A 15,887-nucleotide genomic window follows, 5' to 3' on the forward strand; every position below is an offset into this window, starting at 1 on the left:
TTCGCTGTTTTAATGCAAGGTGCACAGGTAAAAACAGGTTTTCGCTTTTTGTTAACCGGGAGGAGATGTGCCGCTCCATGATTACCTGCCCTTGTTTCTCTTCGTCATCGTCTCCACCGTCACCCCGGGAGGCGCAACCACATTGGCAACCGCGTCGGGCGCCCATTTCGGCTATCGGCGATCCTTGCCCTACATGGCGGGTATCGCAGTCGCCCTCGCATCCATGGCCGCCGCCGCTGCTGCGGGGCTCGGCGGCATCCTGCTGGCGCTGCCGGCCCTGCAACTCGGCATGAAAGCGATCGGCTCACTGTATCTCGTGTGGCTCGCTTCACGGATAGGACGCAGCGGCCCCCCTCATCTCGGCGCACAACTCCGAAAACCGACCGGGTTCGCAAGCGGTGTCTGGATGCTCTGGCACAACCCAAAGGGATGGGCAATGACGTTGGGCGCCTCGGCGTCGTTTGTCGCGCTTGCGCCTGATCCGCTTCGACTCGGCGCGCTGCTTGGGGCGTCGTTCGGCCTGGCCGCCATCGTGTCGCTCTCAATCTGGTGCGTGGCCGGTCTCCTGTTTGCGCGTCTTTTGCGGACCGACCTGCAATGGCGACTGCTTAACGGAACGTTGGCGTTGCTTCTTGTGATATCGATCATCCCGATGTGGCTTAGCTTCGGGAAATGACGCCCCCAAGGCCCACGAACGCCGGGCCTCAGACCTGGCCGATGCCACCATCGGCCATCAGATCCGCACCCGTCACATAGGAACTCTGCTCGGAGGCCAGAAAGAGCGCGGCGCTGGCTATCTCCTCAGCCCGGGCGAGCCGGCCGAGCGGAACCATACCCTTGTACATCGCCACCAGATCCTCGCGTGTTGCCGACTGAGCGTCGAGAATCGGAGTGTCGGTTACGCCGGGGCTCAGCATGTTGACGCGAATGCCACGATCCTTGAATTCCGCGGCCCACGTGCGGGCATAGGAACGCAACGCCGCCTTGGTCGCCGCATAGGCGGTGTGGCCCGGAATGCCCATGAGGTGCATGGCCGACGAAACGAGGATGATCGATCCGCCACCTGTCATCATCGGCAACAGCTTGTGCACGAGGAAGACGGGGCCGCGCGCCATGAGGTTGAATGCCTTGTCGAAATGCTCTGGCGTGATGGTGTCGATGGACGCCTGCTCCGTAAAGCCCGCGTTCGACACAACGATATCTACAACGCCTTTTTCCCGCCTTACCACCGCAGCGACGCGGTCGAGGTCATCGAGGTTCGCCGCGTCGGCCTGGATAGCCGTGACGTTGCGTCCGATCAGTTTGGCGGCTTCGTCGAGCTGTGCCTGCCGACGGCCGAAGATAAAGACGTGAGCGCCTTCGGCGACAAAGCGCTGGGCGATTGCCAAACCGATACCGGTCGTTGCGCCGCTAATGACGGCAATCTTGCCTGCGAGAGTGGACATTTCGGATCTTCTGTCTGTTAGTGAATAACACGAAGATGGTAATTCCATCCCCATGGGATGATAATCACCGGATTTCCCATAAGATCTATTCTTCAAGAGAATCGATCACACGAGGGGCATGCGATGGACCGGTTTCACGAATTGAACGCCTTCATTGCCGTCGTTGAAGCGGGCGGCTTTTCCGCCGCGGCGCGTAGAACCGGCGAGTCGCAATCCGCCATCAGCAAGGCCATCGGCGCGCTGGAAAAGCGTCTAGGGGTGCTGCTATTTAACCGAAGCACACGCAGCGTGACCCTGACGGACCAAGGGCAGAGATACTACGATCGGACAAAACCTCTGGTTGACGAGATGGACGAAGCCGACGGCGAACTGACCAGCAGCACGCTCGATGTCTCCGGTCTGATCAGAATCGCCGCGTCCGCTACTTTTGGACGCCTGCACATCCTCCCGCTTATCCCCGAGCTGTTGTCACTCAATCCCGGCCTTCAGGTCGATCTTGTCCTTTCGGATTTCGTGCGAGATATGGTGGAGGACCGGATCGATCTGGCGATCCGCGTGGGCCCGGTCAACGACCCCGATGCGGTCGTCAAGCGCGTGGCCACCACCCCTCTCGTATGCGTGGGATCCCGTCGCTACTTCGAGCAACACGGAATACCCAAGACCCCCGCCGAGCTTGTGGATCACAACTGCCTTTTGTATGAGGGCCTGACGGAGTCGGTGAATTGGCCGTTTACAGGACCGGAAGGCCGATTCAGCGTGTCCGTCCGCGGAAATCTTTCGTCCAACAGTGTCGAAACGATCCGGACAGGTGTTCTCGCCGGCGTTGGAATTGGCCTGTTTGCAAAGGTGTCTCTTGCCCACGAACTCCGGCATCCGGACGTCATCACGGTGCTCGACGAGTTTATAAGCGACGTCAGAGACATCAGCCTCATCTGGCCCAAACGCCGGTTTGTGCCGGCGCGCGTGCGCCGTGTGACCGACTTTTTTGCCACGGCGCTTCCGCCGCGTATTTAGGCAAATGGAATCAATCGGCGTAGCGGGGGCCTCTCCCGGAGGCCGGCAGGGGCCGGTAGAGGCCCGTAGAGGCCGGTCGCGTCCGCTACGTCGGAACATCAGCTACCGGCCTTATGCGCCGCGTCTCCGCTGAAGTCACAAGGAACGGATCACGCTTACGCCGTCTCAGGACTGCGTGCAACCCGCGCTCGTACCTCGGGTGACGCCAGGCAGGTGGCGACGGCCTCGTAACCCGGCGCACCCGGGTATGGCGCTACCCGGGTGGGGGGACTGTGATTTGCCGGACAAAGGATAATGGCCTCATCAGGCCCGACCGACGCCAGGTCCAGGATCGCTGAAGAACGCGTCAGCAGAAAGAGGGGGCGTCCCCCGCTTTTTGCGCGATGGCGAAGATGGGTAATCAGCGCCTCCTGTGCGGGCTGTTCCAGACCCTCTTCAATCATATCGACCACCAGAATCTCCGGGCCGTCGGTTTCCAGCCCAACGAGCAGCGCGATCAAAGCCTCGGATTCTGTTGCGCCCTCGTCGATGAGCCACGCCAAGGCGTGATTGACGCGCGATCTCAGTTCCGGATCGGCGTTCAGCAACTCAACTGCTGCAGCGCCTGCGTTCTGCAGCCGGTCCAAACCAAGAAATGCCGCGCCGAGCAGGGTCTCTGCCAGACGACGGGCCAGCCTGGTCTTCCCGCTGCCCAAAGAGCCGATGATGTAATTCAAGGGGCGGATATCGCGAAGCTCGAACCACTCCCCGCCCCACGGCCACGGAAGCTCGAATGCCACGCTCATAGCCGTTTCATCGAGCAGTCGCGTCAACTCTCCGTCGGGAGGCATCTGACCTCGTGCAAGATCAGATCGGACACTTCGAACCTTGTCGAGCTTACGGACGAGCTCGTGGATTTGATTGTCCAGCGCGGTTTCGTGCGCGGCCAATGCAGTTCCTAAACCATGAGCGTCACCATCCAGCACCCGTGCGACCTGCGCAAGACTGAGACCGAGTGCGCGCAGGGCTACTACCTCCGCAGCACGAAGCAGATCGTCGGGACCATATACCCGATATCCTGCGGCGCTTCGACCAGGCGTTAGCAACCCTTGCTGCTCATATAGCCGCAGGGCCTTGATCGATACTCCGAGCCGTCTGGCTGCTTCAGACGCATTCAAACAGCGGGCGGAAGAATTCATCAGTCACCTCTTTGTTGTTGACCAGAGGCAATCAGCATGAAGGTGGCCCCAAGGGCTGAGTCAACGAGATTCTGCGACGTCTATGAGGCGACTCTTTCGCCCGGCTCTCTTTGATGATCAGCGTTGCGCAAAGCGACCGGGCATTGACCACTAACTCAAAGATCCTCGCCCGTAAGCTCGATCCGCTCACCGGCAGTCAGCGTGGCCTTGCGCTCTGCCGCTGATAGAAGTCTTGGCTTTCCAAGGTGGAAAGCGAGCATTAATTGCCTAGGGGTATCGTTTGCGGCTCCGAGGAATTCGCAAACCACGTCGGAGCTTAGCTCATAGGCGCGGTATCCCCAACCGAAGCCATACGCCGAAAACCATACCGCCGATTCGTTGATCAGCAATGGCTCCGTCAACTGTACGTGTACCTGTTCCATGCGGTTCGCCCTCTGTGCGGGTAGCAGACGAATTCAATTGTCGCATATCAATCTTACCGATCTGAACACGCGCCTGCACTGTCCATTTCAGGCTTCCCGTTGCACTGATTGCCGGCGCAGGGTCTCGATGAACGTGTCCGCCTTCCACGACTCCCGGAGCGCCCGGGCGAACAACATTTGCTGGCTTTCCGGCGCAAGGCCGCCAACAGGCGGGTCATTATCGAGGTTGGTGGGAAACGGATAGCCCTCGGCGCACGATGCAATCACCGCGTCGGCCTCAGCTTCGGTCATCCTTGACGTTATCAGGTTATCCAGCAAGACCGGATACAGAACCTCGCACATCTTCGTGCGATTCAACGATTCCATTGCGCGACCATACGCCGAGGAAATCTGCAACAGATTCGCCATGCGTTGGACGCTCTCAGTCCGGTTCGCCCCTGCTGCGTGAAAAAGCGCGGGACTGAAGAAAATCACATCGCCTTTCTCCAGAGGCAGTTGAATACAGTTTGCCTCGAAGTAGTCGCGGAAGTCCTGCCGCCGCCACGCAAGATAGCCTTGAGCGTACCGCTGCGAGAACGGAAGCAGCTTGGTGGGCCCGCTTTCCACGGGCATGTCGCTGTGTGCGACGGCGCCTTGCAGTGTCAGGAAGGCAGACATTGTATGGACGTGCGCCGGATAGCGTTCGGCCTCGGCTACAGTCTGGAACCCCAGATGGTAGTCCCGGTGCGCCTGTTGTGCCGCTCCACCTGGGCGCACGACGTTCACCTGAGCAGTCACCTGAAAGCAGGGCCCCAGCCAGGCTTGTGCTGCGGCAACCAGCATCGGGTTGGCGTAGTAACGGGCAAACACGGACGGGGCGCGCAAGCAAAGCTTTTGCTGCGCACTCCATATCCGGTCATTGGCCCCCGCCCTGGCGAAATGATCGGCTGGCGCGCTGCCTGCTTCCCGCTCGTCCCGGATGATGGCGTCGAAGACTGCCGTCGCGTCGTCGATCGGCGCGGTATCGGGGAAGGCGCGCTTTAACACGAGAACACCCGCACCGCGATCCAGAACGTCCGCCCACTCGACCTGCAGTTCGGTACGCCGTGCATCGTCCGCGAGTACACGGCTTAACCGGCTGCAATCGTAGATCGGCACGTTCTCGCGCATCTCGTCTGCGTATTCGGTTCGAACCGCATCACGGCCATCATGCAATACGGCGAGAAAGTCGCGAAGCGAACAGTCCTGCTCGCGGTACAGTTTCCGGCGCCCGGCATCCGGGCGCGAACCTGGCTGATCCATGTCGTCCGCGATTCCACGCAAATGAGTTGACGATCGGTTCCCTCAACAATACTGCTCTTGCATCGGTCTGCGCCAGGATAAACACATCAAAAGCACCCCGAGGTGCCGGTCCGGCCACGGCCGATAACTTCGACAAACTATAACTGTTACGATAGCTCACTCTCTCGACGGAGAAACTGCCGATGACGAACGTAGACGTGCTTCGCGCTTTCTATGCGCGATACGTAACAACTCAAGGGGCGTGCAGCGACCCGAGAATCCAGGAGGCATTTGCGACGGTCGAAAGAGAAAAATATCTGGGCCCCGGCCCATGGAAGGTATTCACGAAGACCGGGTATATCTCAACCGGCACATCCGACCCTGCGGTTCTCTATCAGGACATTCTGATCGGGCTCAAGACGGATCAGGGCATCAATAACGGCGAACCGAGCCTCCATGCGCGCTGTCTGGACGCTGCGGCCATCTCGCCGGGCGAAACCGTCACTCATATCGGTTCTGGAAGCGGCTATTACACGGCGCTGCTCGCGCACCTTGCCGGTGACGCAGGGCATATCACCGCCTATGAACTTGACCCGGACCTCAGTGCGCAAGCGACGGTGAACCTTGCCCACCTCAAGCAAGTCCGGGTGCTCGAGGAAAGCGGGACAAACGCAGTGCTGCCGCAATCCGATGTGATCTACGTCTGCGCCGGTGCAACGCACCCCATGAATAGCTGGCTCGAAGCGCTCAACGTTGGCGGCCGTCTGATCTTCCCATTGACGCCAAATCGCGGTCTCGGTGGCATGCTGCTGGTGACACGCCTTGGCCTTGACTCATACGCGGCGAGGTTCGTCTCCCCGGCGATCTTCATTGAATGTATCGGAGCTCGCGATGACGCAACCGGCGAGTCTTTGGTGGCTGCTTTCGAAGCAAACACCACGGCTGAAGTCAAATCGCTGAGACGGAAGACACCCGCCGACCCGTCTGCGTGGTTCGTTGGCGCCGGCTGGTGGCTATCGACCTCCGAGCCGCGCGGCGTCGCCGCTTGATATCAAGGGCGAATTTTCACTTCAGGTACTTATTGTCCCAGATGATTCCACTTCACCGCGACCCAGCTTTCTATCAGCTTCTTGCCGACAGCTATGCCCGGCTACTCGGTCGCCCCCTCGTGCCGGAGGCCGTGCCCGCGGCCGAAGCTATCGAATGGCTCTACGAGTTCGCTCCGTTCGCGGTACTCGCGCATAACACGGCTCCCGACCCGATCTTTATTTACGGCAACAAGGCCGCGCAGCGCCGCTTTGGATATAGCTGGGATGAAATCACCCGACTGCCGTCCCGGCTCTCAGCCGAGGCCCCGAACCGCGAGGAGCGGCAACAATTCCTCGCGCGCGTGCAGCGGCTCGGCTACGAGGCTGGCTACAAGGGCGTGCGTGTCACCAAGTCGGGCCAGCGCTTCATGATCGAGGAAGCCACACTGTGGCAGCTTCTCGACGCGCATGGCAACCTGCATGGCCAGGCGGTTGTCATCCCACACACGCGCGACATCTGATCGCCCATATCAATCTGGGGCGATTGGTGGTTGCGGCTACGGCAGCGAAGGACCATACATATCGGCAAACGTACCGGCCGCGGCTTCAATCTGCTCTTGCTTCGTCAGATTGAAATCTTCCCGCGCGGCGAACTCTAGGAACATTTGTGTCCTGTCGTTCCCAAGGGAGTCGCTTACCCGCTCGACAGCGGCAGATACGCTCCCATCCTGCTTCACTGTCACTTTAGTGGTGATATCGATGACAAGCCGCTGGGTTATCTGATCCATTTCTTCGCCTTCCTCGCCGGTTTCCGACCGGCCTACCGGGGCGCAATCGCGCCGGATGGTCTTCTTGCTCGAAGTCAGAAGCGACGGGAACGCGCCTGTCGTGACAGATTGCCGGTCAGTCGCCGGTCTGAATGACAGGCGAAGTCAATTGCGGATCGGAATACTCCACGCGATTCCGCCCTCCACGCTTCGCCTTGTATAAAGCGGCATCCGCCAAGCCGTATGCGGTATCGAAATCGGTCCAGATGGCGTTGGCGCTGACACCGAAACTGGCCGTGATACGACGGTTCACCGGCGCGGCGAAGACGTGACTGCCGATCGCCGCTCGCATTTTCTCTGCCAGCTTCAATGCGTCGGCCAGATCATGACCTGGCAATAATACCGTGAATTCTTCGCCGCCGACGCGACCTATGACTCCCCGCTCACCAACAATCAACCGCAGGCAGTCGACGATGCCGAGTATTACCGCGTCGCCGACAGGGTGCCCGAATTCATCATTGACCTTCTTGAAGTCATCGATGTCCAGCAGGATCATCACAGCCCGATCGGTTCGCAACGCCTTGATCGTCCGTTCGATCACCGCACTGCGGTTCAATACATCGGTCAACGCATCATGCGTTGCGCGATACTGCAACTGTTGAGTCAGTGCATGCATCTCGCGCTCGGCGCGGTCGCTGCGCCCAATCAGACGGCGCGTTTCGCGCATCAGGCGTTCGAAATGCCTGATGAGCTCGGCTAACGCCACGCGGCTTTGCTGTGCGTCGGCGTCGACATTCGCATAAATCGCGCGTGCTTTCTCCAGCGCCTCGCTCTCGCTCCGGAACAGGTCCGGAGTGTCATTCGAAGGTGCGTCCGAAGATGAAGTTGAAGCCACCTTAGCCGTCCTTATGTCGCAACCGGACAATCGGTGAACTGGATTGCCGTGAAATCGGCCTGCAACTCCTCGCCGAATTCGAGAATGGTTTCGTCCTCGGCGTCGCGATACCACCTCACCAGTACGTCATTGCCAGATGAAGCCGCCTGGTCCAACGCATCGAACACGCTGAACAGCATCTTCGTGCTCGAACTGTTGAAGTAAGTCAGGGTGACATCGACCGTGATAACGGCATTGCTGCAACTTGCGAGGTACAAGCGAAGCCCTTCGATTATCGGGGCATAGAACGCGGCCGCGTTCTCCGGATAAGACTCCCCTCTGATCGTCAGCACGTTATGGTCGAACTGAAAATCGACTTCCGGCGACGTAGTCGTGGCTGCAATATAAAGATTATCCATGGCGCCTGCTCGTCACTTGATCAGATGATGGTTTTGAGGCAAAACAGTGTGGTTTCCGGCGCATCGACACGCGGATAGAAGGCAAACGCCAGCGGAGCGCTCGCATCGCGGGCCATCGTCAGAAACCCAAGCCCCGCACCCTTGCTTTCTTCCGGCGTGTCGGAGCGTAGCGATAACTTATACGCCTGCTTGATTTCTTCAAGCGACATGTTGCACAACGGCTCGAGCTTTTCGCGCAGATCGCCCACCGCCGCAGTGGAAATGGGATTCACGCAAAACATGAAATGACGCTCACCGTCGGTAGTGATGCACACCGCTCCCTCGCGTATCGCGCCACCGTGCCCCGCATCCTCGACGAGCGAGTCCGACGAATAGTGGATGATATTCTGCGAGAGCTCGATAAAAGAGGAAAACAGTTTGCGCCGGGTGGGTGCGCCGACCCCTGCAATTTCCAGTTGCAGTTTCACAACCTCACTCATCGCAGCGACTATGCTGTGGGAAAAGTAACCCTTGTGATAAAAGAGCACGTTGCGCCTCTGAGCAAGCTCAAAAAACGCGGCATCCTGGTCTAATAGTTCAAACATGTTCATGGACTACCCTAAACGCGTGCAAAAAATAGCGTTACGTCATCGCGACGTGCCTGTGCGCCTTGCCAGTCGGCCAACGCGCGCCGCAAACCATCGCATACGGCGGACAATGATTGGTCGCTGTTCCCGATAATGAGGTCGAGAGCCCGACGCTTCCCAAAAGCAATTTTTCGCGGACCACCGATCTGATCGATAAGCCCGTCTGTCGAGACGAACAAGAGGCTACCCGGCACCAGCGCCACGGTGTTGAGCGCCCATGCATAGTCCCCCAGGCTGTCCACATACCCAACACCCATGCGCTCGCCCGCAATGCTTTCAAATCGGTCCGCACCCGGCTGCAAAACGTGCAGCGCGATGCGTGCGCCGGAAAAGTACAGTTGCTGCTGTTGCGCGTCGAACCAGAAGAACGCGGCATCGAGGCCGTCGTTCGACTGTGGCGACTCGCCTGTCCCTGTCACCTGACCCAGCAACCCCTTGACGTTGCGATTGACTGCTGCCAGAAGAGCAGCCGGGTCGCGCGGCCCGATCCGTTCAAGCGCCTGCGAGAGCAAAGCCGAACCCAGCAGCGTCATGAACGCGCCAGGCACCCCATGTCCCGTACAGTCGGCTATTGCGCCAAACCATCCATCGGGAAACGAGGCGAAGTGATAAAAGTCGCCCCCTACCACATCACGCGGCTCCCATACCAACTCGGCATCCGGCAAGGTGGACGACAGCGCGTCGCGCGAGGCGCGCAACATGGCCTGCTGGATCACGCTCGCATATTCAATGCTCTGCATGATTTGACGGTTCTTTTCCGCCTGTACTTCCGCCACGGCCCCCAATAGCTGAAAGCCGCTGGCGAGTCCGACGAATCGGTTCTGCCGCGTCACGATGAATCCGTCGGACAAGGCCTTGTTACCCGCCTCAACCGTCTTGAACGTGAGTGCTTCGATGCTCATGTCCGCGTCGACGATGAGCGGCTCCTTGTCCATGAACGCGATACAGCTTTTCTTGTCGTAGAGCTCCCGGTGAAACGGCTTGCTCATTTGCGACAGAAAAATATCCCGGTTAATCAGTCCAATGGGGCGCTCGTCTTCCACCACAGCCAGACTGCCCATGTCGCGGCGCGCGTAGAAGATCTCCATTGCCAGAGAGTTCGAATCGGCCGCATTGATGGTTGGGACTTCCTGACACAAGTCGCCGGCGCAACGCGGGCTTGCGGTGACTCCAGGCCGACCAAACTGTGCAAGCGCGGGGTGCATTTTGAGCCTACCCGTTGAACGAGAAATCAGCACGCTAAAGGGTCTTTATGTCAGTTTCGTTACGCCGGCTAAATGGAGAAAGCCGCCCCAAAAGGACAGACGGAAGGCAGGCGCGCCAGAAGGCGCGTCGCAAACGTTTCCCTCTACGCTATCGGCGTCATGCGCACCTATAAGGTCGCGTTGCGTCTGCGCGACTTCTCAAAGAATTTTGCACGAGGTAGCAACGCCGCCGGTCAGGTGAGCACCCGAGAAGCCAAATGAACTCGTGCGCGATGCACAGATAGGTATCCTGCGTTTTCGGGAAGGCACGCTGCGCGCGCATGTCGTCGGCCGCAGGGCCCGAACGGGATTCATTCAGGAAAAAGGCTCAATTTTTTGCCGCCTTTGCCGTTAAGAAGGTGACGTTCGCGGCGGACTCACCCGCAAGAACCTTCGCAGCGTCGCTAACCGTGACAAGCCGGGAAAAGCCCTGCTTCGTCGTACTTGCCCAACATGCAAGGACTAGAACTCAGTGAACAACAAGATTCATACGGGGATGACTTACCTCGCGCTGCGTGCAGCGACAACTCTTGCGCTAGCTGCCTTAGGTGGCGGCACCGCACATGCCGACAGCAATGTACCCGCTCCCGGGACCATTCGCGATGAACACGTCATGATCGTGAAATCCACCGGGCTCTTCGGCACCAAGCTCTCGACGTACATTTTTACCCCACCGGGCAATGGGCCATTTCCGCTCGTGATCATCAACCACGGCAAAGCACCGGGTAATCCGCATCTGCAAAAGGAAACCGATTATTTCTGGCAATCGCTCGAACTGGTCAAGCGGGGTTACGCGGTGATCAACCCGACGCGCTCCGGTTTCGGTTCTTCGGGGGGCAATCATAACGACCCCGGTTCCAATCTCGCCGCCGCGGCACGCACCTGGGCTGACGATGTTGATGTCACCGTTTCCTACGCAAAAACGTTACCGTTTATCGACCCCAACCATATTGTCATCATCGGCCAGTCTGAGGGCGGGTTAGTTACGGTGGCTTATGGAGAACGCCGCACGCCTGGCGTACTGGGACTGATCAATATTGTCGGAGGCCTGCGCAGCAGCAAGCCAGGATGGGAATCAAATGACCTGAATGCGTTTCGCAGCTTTGGTGCGAAGACTGGAAGTCTCCCCGTACTCTTCTTCTACGGCACCAACGATTCTCATTGGGGCGACGGTACCAACTCGCGGGAGTGGTTTGCGGCCTATCAGGAGGGCAATCCTGCCGCCCAGTATTACGATTTCGGCAACTTCGGCAGCGATGCTCACGCTCTCTGGAAAACGCGCAGCAGCCAGCCGACCTGGATTCCCGTATTCGGTAAGTTCATCACGTCGCTGGGCCTGAGCTGGGGACTCAAATATCAACTCGTCTGCGACGACAATGAAGCAAACGATGCCGACGACGAAGACGCCCTAAAGGAATGCCGGGGTGATATTGCTGCGCGTGCCACGCAGGTCACCCAGAATCAATAGTTAACCAGCGGCGCTTATCGATTAGCGCATGCTCTATGCATGGCACGAATGAGCCAATGGAGCACGTAATCCACTGATCGGGCGGAATCCCAGCAAAACCGGACAAAGCGCCATTCAGGATTGAGTGGCAGAAAATAAGCAAATATAAAGTTTTCGCGCCCATTGCCGCTATCTAATACTTGAAGCAAATCGCTGTATACATGTTCGATGCCGCCGTTACGTTGGCGACCTGGGACTTGTCTGGAATGGATGCCTTGGAATCCATCGTCGAAACCGGGTATTCCGCTTTTTTCGCAATAAATCAGAAAGCAACAGGAAAGGAAAACGTAGTCGAATAACCGCAATTCTTTTTGATCAACGAAAAACAAAATGAACTACACAAAAAACACACAGGATCAGGTGAAATCGAGGTTGAAGTTAACGGCGGCGTGCGCGTTGGCGCTATCCGTCCTTGCCGGCTGCGGGGGCGGCGGAGGTAGCGTCAGCACAAGCTCAACCAGCACGTCGGGCAGCACGTCAAGCAGTACGCCAACGAGTGCGGCCGCAACAACCATCACAGGCACGGTCGCGACCGGCAGCCCCGTGGCGAACGCGACCGTCACGGTCATCGGCGCGAACGGCGCCTCGTCGACAGCCTACAGCAGCAGCACGGGCGTCTATAGCGCCAGTTTGCAAGGTCTGACTGCGCCGTACCTGGTCGTGGCAACGGACCCGTCTGGCCTGAATCCGACGCTCGTCTCAGTCTTCACCACTTTGGCGACCGTGCCCAGTCCCGATGATCAGGCAACCGTCGTCAACGTTACGCCGCTCACCAGTGCCGTAGCCACGATGACCACGGTCACCGGCAACTGGCTGGATCTAACGATCGCTGGCAATCTAAGCCAGTACGTCACGCCGTCGGCCGTCAGTGCGGCCAAAACGAAGCTCAACGCGGCACTGGCATCCATTCTCTCCGCCAACGGCCTCAACCCCGCGACGTTCGATCCGGTCGACACACCGTTCACGGCGAACCAGACAGGCGAGGATGCCGTGCTCGATGCCGTGCAACTGGTGCCGGCGCCGACCGGCGGTACGCAACTGATCTCCACGGCGAATCCTGCCGTGGGCATTACGCTGAACCAGAACACGACGGTCTCCGCGCCGCTCGCGGCGCCACCCGCCGTGGGGAACTATCTGGCGTCATTGATCTCGTCGCTCGGGCAATGTCTGGGCGGCACGTCGGCATCATGCTCGCAAGCCATCGATGCCAGCTATCTCGACAACGGTTTCACCAGCGTCACTACCGCGCACCCGGCGTTCGCTGCATCAGGCGTCACGCTCGGCTTACCGCAAACGCTGAAGTTCTTCACCAATAGCAGCGGTGTGCAGCAAGCGCTGGTGATGCTGCGCTATACGACCTCTACCGGCTCGACCGGAGGGGCAATAACCGTTGTGCAGAAAACGACAGGCGGCTGGGATATCGTCGGCAATCAGCAACCGTACAACGTCAACATCACGTCGTTCCTGACTCGCCGCCAATTCCTCGACAGCAACGATCTGCCGTATTCACGCTACGAATCCGGTATCGGCATCACCATCCCGGTCGGCGCCACCGGCACGCCCAACCCGACGAACCTCGCGTCCGCGGCGGTGACGGGGCCGGGTATCAGCGGCACCGCCTATCTGGTGCCACGCAATGGGACCGGCAACACGCTGCTCGCTCTGACGAGTGCACCGCAAGGTAGTATCCCGACGGGTGGCCTGACCTCCAATTCGAATACGAGTCTCTACCGGTGGTCATGGCAGGCCCTGCCGGGCGCCACCGCGACGTATTCCCCGGCGCCCGGCAGCCTGGGACTCTATACTTCGACGCCGATCAACGTGTCGACCGTTCCGCAGTTCGCGACCTATCAGGTGACGTTCTACGACACGAACGGCAACACGATCGGCCAGACGTTCAACGTCGTCAATCCGTCGCCAACGCTCGCGGCGGCAGCCGGAACCGCCGTGTCGTGGCCGATCCTCACGCCCGGCGTGCTGACCGGCTTTCTGAGTCCGTCCGGCTCGAGCGCCGGCGCGCAAACGTCCGTCAACCTGTCGTGGACCAGTATCGACAATATCTCGCCGCTGGTCACGAAGACGCAGATTCAGGCGGTGCCCGGCACCGGCGTGACGCCATCTACCGAAGTGGACGGCTGGTCGATCGGGGCCGCGACCAGCACCACGCCGGGGATCTACTCGAACACGGTAACGGCCGGTGTCGACCAGAATGGGGTTCAGGACTGCAACCCTGCCTGCTCGTTCCCCGCGCTGGTTACTGGTGCATCACGCCTCGTCCAGCTATCCTGGACAACCGGTCAAACCGCCTTCTACGACCTGTGGAAGGACACCAACTGAGTATCACGGTGTTGAGGTAGAAACGACGGCCGGCCGCATGAGGCCGGCCGCGTGAGCCATCACGGTAATGGCCGGCTACCGCAATGGCGCGTCAAACGCTTACACCCGCACGGCCACCTTGCCGAAATGCTGTCCGCTTCTCAGGTATGCGTAGGCGCTCGCGGCATCCTCAAAATCAAACACACGGTCAATAATGGGTGTCAGACGCTGGCTTTCGATGTAGCTATTCATTGCGGAGAAGTGAGCCACGGACCCAACGGTAATACCCAGGATGTCTGCGTTCATACTCTGCAAGCGCGCAAGATTCGGCGTTGACCCAAATCCCGTTAACACGCCAATTTGAGCGATCTTGCCGCCGGCAGCAACCGATCGCAGGGAGCGTTCATACGTGTCAGGGCCGCCGAGTTCAAGCACGTGGCTCGCTCCCTCGCCGTTTGTTTCCTCAAGGACCGCCTTGTCCCACTCTGGTTTTGCCCGGTAGTTGATCAGGACGGAAGCGCCGAGCTGCCTTGCGCGCTCCAGCTTCGCGTCCGACGACGACAGGACGATGACCCGAGCCCCCATCGCCACCGCAAATTGCAGGCCAAACAGGGCGACGCCTCCCGTACCCTGTATCAGTACCGTGTCGCCGTGACCGAGGCCGCCGCGCACGACTAGCGCTTGCCATGCGGTGAGCGCGGCACAGGGTAGCGTGGCTGCCTGCTCCATTGAAAGATGCCCGGGGACCGCGACCAGCGACGCTTGCGGCAAGATCACACTTTCGGCGAGCACACCGTCGGTCGCGCTGCCTCCCAGTGCAGAACTCATGTAACCGGCCCTGAATGGCCCGCCAATCCAGTCGCGGAAAAACGAAGCGGCAACCCTGTCACCAATCCGCCACGCGCTCACACGCTCACCGACAGCAGCGACACGTCCGGCCGCGTCGGACAAAGGAATGCGGCCTTCGTAGCCGCCCTTGGCGAGACCGTCCAGAACGATCAGATCGCGGTAGTTCAAGCTTGCTGCTGCTACCTCGACACGAACCTCATCTGGGCCGGGGACAGGCGTCGGAACTTCGGACAGGAGCGGCAACGCTGCGCTGTCGCGTCGAGCGAGTCGGTATGCTCTCATGCTGTTTTCCCTTTACCAGTAAATAAGTCATAGCGGCTACGGTAAACTCTGACAGCGCTGTTAGAGTCAAGGGGGCAGCATGAAAATCGGTGAGCTATCGCGACGTAGCGGTGTAAGCGTGAGAATGCTGCGGTATTACGAGTCCGAGGGGATGCTCGCGCCGTCAAGAACCGGTGCGGGTTATCGCGACTACGACGTCGCGGCAGAAGAAACACTCAAGCGGATTCGTCTGCTGAGTTCAGCCGGGTTGACGCTAGACAGCATTCGTCAATTGCTTCCATGCGTGCGCAGCGATCAGCCGACCTTTGAGCCGTGTGCCGAACTACGGACCATCCTGTCGCGCCAGGTGCAACTAATCGACACGCGTATGGACGCGCTCGACAGGAGTCGCCGAATGCTGGTTAAATTTCTGGGGAATTTGCCAGTTGATCCCGGTGCAAACTAGTCGTGGCATCGGACTAGCAAAACGACATGATTCGGTAGTTGATGCTTTTCGCGTTTTCCGGAAGCGAGAAATACAGGCTGGCCTTTGTCGATCGGCGCCACGTCTGCGCGGTGCGCCAGAATCTCGCCCGTCGCAAGGCCGGCCAGATTGCCAGGAATGCCATCGCGCGCCGCGCGAACGAGCCGCTTCTGCAGCCATGCGCAATCCGTAG

18 protein-coding genes are annotated in these 15,887 nt (G+C 59.4%); 7 read left to right on the plus strand and 11 right to left on the minus strand.

The window, feature by feature from the left end:
- The first annotated feature begins 67 nt into the window (after positions 1-67).
- Positions 68-676: a LysE family transporter gene (locus FFS45_RS26555; protein WP_137957613.1), complete on the plus strand. Its 609-nt coding sequence runs from the start codon at positions 68-70 to the stop codon at positions 674-676.
- A gap of 28 nt (positions 677-704) precedes the next feature.
- Here FFS45_RS26555 and FFS45_RS26560 read toward each other — a convergent pair whose 3' ends face one another.
- Positions 705-1,445, minus strand: a complete 741-nt coding sequence (locus FFS45_RS26560) for an SDR family oxidoreductase (RefSeq protein ID WP_137957614.1) — start codon at positions 1,443-1,445, stop codon at positions 705-707.
- Positions 1,446-1,568: 123 nt separating this feature from the next.
- On the opposite strand from FFS45_RS26560, the gene FFS45_RS26565 reads away from it, so the two are divergent.
- The gene (locus tag FFS45_RS26565) at positions 1,569-2,459 is read left to right on the plus strand and encodes a LysR family transcriptional regulator (RefSeq protein ID WP_137957615.1); all 891 of its coding nucleotides are present in this window, start codon (positions 1,569-1,571) and stop codon (positions 2,457-2,459) included.
- Positions 2,460-2,614: 155 nt separating this feature from the next.
- Here the strand turns inward: FFS45_RS26565 and FFS45_RS26570 are convergent, their stop codons facing one another.
- The 3 genes from FFS45_RS26570 to FFS45_RS26580 all read right to left on the minus strand — a co-directional run bounded on the left by FFS45_RS26570 (position 2,615) and on the right by FFS45_RS26580 (position 5,340).
- The gene (locus FFS45_RS26570; protein WP_137957616.1) at positions 2,615-3,637 is read right to left on the minus strand and encodes a MerR family transcriptional regulator; all 1,023 of its coding nucleotides are present in this window, start codon (positions 3,635-3,637) and stop codon (positions 2,615-2,617) included.
- A gap of 155 nt (positions 3,638-3,792) precedes the next feature.
- The gene (locus FFS45_RS26575) at positions 3,793-4,059 is read right to left on the minus strand and encodes a hypothetical protein (protein WP_137957617.1); all 267 of its coding nucleotides are present in this window, start codon (positions 4,057-4,059) and stop codon (positions 3,793-3,795) included.
- An 87-nt stretch (positions 4,060-4,146) separates the two neighbouring features.
- Positions 4,147-5,340, minus strand: coding sequence for a phytanoyl-CoA dioxygenase family protein (locus tag FFS45_RS26580; RefSeq protein WP_137957618.1), 1,194 nt, complete (start codon positions 5,338-5,340; stop codon positions 4,147-4,149).
- 182 nt (positions 5,341-5,522) lie between these two features.
- On the opposite strand from FFS45_RS26580, the gene FFS45_RS26585 reads away from it, so the two are divergent.
- On the plus strand, positions 5,523-6,368 hold the full coding sequence (locus tag FFS45_RS26585) for an rRNA adenine N-6-methyltransferase family protein (protein ID WP_137957619.1): 846 nt from the start codon (positions 5,523-5,525) through the stop codon (positions 6,366-6,368).
- Between the two features lie 41 nt (positions 6,369-6,409).
- A complete protein-coding gene (locus tag FFS45_RS26590) occupies positions 6,410-6,868 on the plus strand; it encodes an MEKHLA domain-containing protein (protein ID WP_137957620.1) in 459 nt (152 codons plus the stop codon).
- A 36-nt stretch (positions 6,869-6,904) separates the two neighbouring features.
- On the opposite strand, the gene FFS45_RS26595 is transcribed toward FFS45_RS26590, so the two are convergent.
- The 5 genes from FFS45_RS26595 to FFS45_RS26615 all read right to left on the minus strand — a co-directional run bounded on the left by FFS45_RS26595 (position 6,905) and on the right by FFS45_RS26615 (position 10,121).
- Positions 6,905-7,135: a hypothetical protein gene (locus FFS45_RS26595; RefSeq protein ID WP_137957621.1), complete on the minus strand. Its 231-nt coding sequence runs from the start codon at positions 7,133-7,135 to the stop codon at positions 6,905-6,907.
- Between the two features lie 115 nt (positions 7,136-7,250).
- Positions 7,251-8,009 (minus strand): GGDEF domain-containing protein, encoded by a 759-nt coding sequence (locus FFS45_RS26600; protein WP_137957642.1) that lies wholly within the window; start codon positions 8,007-8,009, stop codon positions 7,251-7,253.
- A gap of 11 nt (positions 8,010-8,020) precedes the next feature.
- On the minus strand, positions 8,021-8,407 hold the full coding sequence (locus FFS45_RS26605) for a DUF1987 domain-containing protein (protein ID WP_137957622.1): 387 nt from the start codon (positions 8,405-8,407) through the stop codon (positions 8,021-8,023).
- Between the two features lie 20 nt (positions 8,408-8,427).
- Positions 8,428-8,991 carry a SiaB family protein kinase gene (locus tag FFS45_RS26610; protein WP_137957643.1) on the minus strand — a complete coding sequence of 188 codons (564 nt, stop codon included), beginning with the start codon at positions 8,989-8,991 and terminating at the stop codon, positions 8,428-8,430.
- 14 nt (positions 8,992-9,005) lie between these two features.
- Positions 9,006-10,121, minus strand: coding sequence for a SpoIIE family protein phosphatase (locus FFS45_RS26615; protein ID WP_137957623.1), 1,116 nt, complete (start codon positions 10,119-10,121; stop codon positions 9,006-9,008).
- Positions 10,122-10,749: 628 nt separating this feature from the next.
- On the opposite strand from FFS45_RS26615, the gene FFS45_RS26620 reads away from it, so the two are divergent.
- A complete protein-coding gene (locus tag FFS45_RS26620) occupies positions 10,750-11,745 on the plus strand; it encodes an alpha/beta fold hydrolase (RefSeq protein WP_137957624.1) in 996 nt (331 codons plus the stop codon).
- A gap of 395 nt (positions 11,746-12,140) precedes the next feature.
- On the opposite strand, the gene FFS45_RS26625 is transcribed toward FFS45_RS26620, so the two are convergent.
- Positions 12,141-12,353, minus strand: coding sequence for a hypothetical protein (locus FFS45_RS26625; protein ID WP_137957625.1), 213 nt, complete (start codon positions 12,351-12,353; stop codon positions 12,141-12,143).
- Here FFS45_RS26625 and FFS45_RS26630 point away from each other — a divergent pair.
- Complete coding sequence (locus tag FFS45_RS26630) at positions 12,328-14,121, plus strand: hypothetical protein (protein ID WP_137957626.1); 1,794 nt, start codon at positions 12,328-12,330, stop codon at positions 14,119-14,121. The genes FFS45_RS26625 and FFS45_RS26630 overlap by 26 nt on opposite strands.
- Positions 14,122-14,220: 99 nt before the next feature.
- On the opposite strand, the gene FFS45_RS26635 is transcribed toward FFS45_RS26630, so the two are convergent.
- Positions 14,221-15,231 carry an NAD(P)-dependent alcohol dehydrogenase gene (locus FFS45_RS26635; protein WP_137957627.1) on the minus strand — a complete coding sequence of 337 codons (1,011 nt, stop codon included), beginning with the start codon at positions 15,229-15,231 and terminating at the stop codon, positions 14,221-14,223.
- 79 nt (positions 15,232-15,310) lie between these two features.
- Between FFS45_RS26635 and FFS45_RS26640 the strand changes: the two genes are divergently transcribed.
- Complete coding sequence (locus FFS45_RS26640; RefSeq protein ID WP_137957628.1) at positions 15,311-15,676, plus strand: MerR family transcriptional regulator; 366 nt, start codon at positions 15,311-15,313, stop codon at positions 15,674-15,676.
- Positions 15,677-15,887 lie beyond the last annotated feature (211 nt).

The sequence above is a fragment of the Burkholderia sp. 4M9327F10 genome (assembly GCF_005503145.1).
Lineage (GTDB): Bacteria > Pseudomonadota > Gammaproteobacteria > Burkholderiales > Burkholderiaceae > Paraburkholderia.

Coding starts and splice junctions, on each gene's coding strand:
- FFS45_RS26565 (WP_137957615.1), top strand. CDS start 1,569: ATGGACCGGTTTCACGAATTGAACGCCTTCATTGCCGTCGTTGAAGCG.
- FFS45_RS26615 (WP_137957623.1), bottom strand. CDS start 10,121: ATGGAGATCTTCTACGCGCGCCGCGACATGGGCAGTCTGGCTGTGGTG.
- FFS45_RS26605 (WP_137957622.1), bottom strand. CDS start 8,407: ATGGATAATCTTTATATTGCAGCCACGACTACGTCGCCGGAAGTCGAT.
- FFS45_RS26580 (WP_137957618.1), bottom strand. CDS start 5,340: ATGGATCAGCCAGGTTCGCGCCCGGATGCCGGGCGCCGGAAACTGTAC.
- FFS45_RS26560 (WP_137957614.1), bottom strand. CDS start 1,445: ATGTCCACTCTCGCAGGCAAGATTGCCGTCATTAGCGGCGCAACGACC.
- FFS45_RS26625 (WP_137957625.1), bottom strand. CDS start 12,353: ATGACCGTGACGGTCGCGTTCGCCACGGGGCTGCCGGTCGCGACCGTG.
- FFS45_RS26635 (WP_137957627.1), bottom strand. CDS start 15,231: ATGAGAGCATACCGACTCGCTCGACGCGACAGCGCAGCGTTGCCGCTC.
- FFS45_RS26575 (WP_137957617.1), bottom strand. CDS start 4,059: ATGGAACAGGTACACGTACAGTTGACGGAGCCATTGCTGATCAACGAA.
- FFS45_RS26570 (WP_137957616.1), bottom strand. CDS start 3,637: ATGAATTCTTCCGCCCGCTGTTTGAATGCGTCTGAAGCAGCCAGACGG.
- FFS45_RS26585 (WP_137957619.1), top strand. CDS start 5,523: ATGACGAACGTAGACGTGCTTCGCGCTTTCTATGCGCGATACGTAACA.
- FFS45_RS26595 (WP_137957621.1), bottom strand. CDS start 7,135: ATGGATCAGATAACCCAGCGGCTTGTCATCGATATCACCACTAAAGTG.
- FFS45_RS26640 (WP_137957628.1), top strand. CDS start 15,311: ATGAAAATCGGTGAGCTATCGCGACGTAGCGGTGTAAGCGTGAGAATG.
- FFS45_RS26610 (WP_137957643.1), bottom strand. CDS start 8,991: ATGTTTGAACTATTAGACCAGGATGCCGCGTTTTTTGAGCTTGCTCAG.
- FFS45_RS26590 (WP_137957620.1), top strand. CDS start 6,410: ATGATTCCACTTCACCGCGACCCAGCTTTCTATCAGCTTCTTGCCGAC.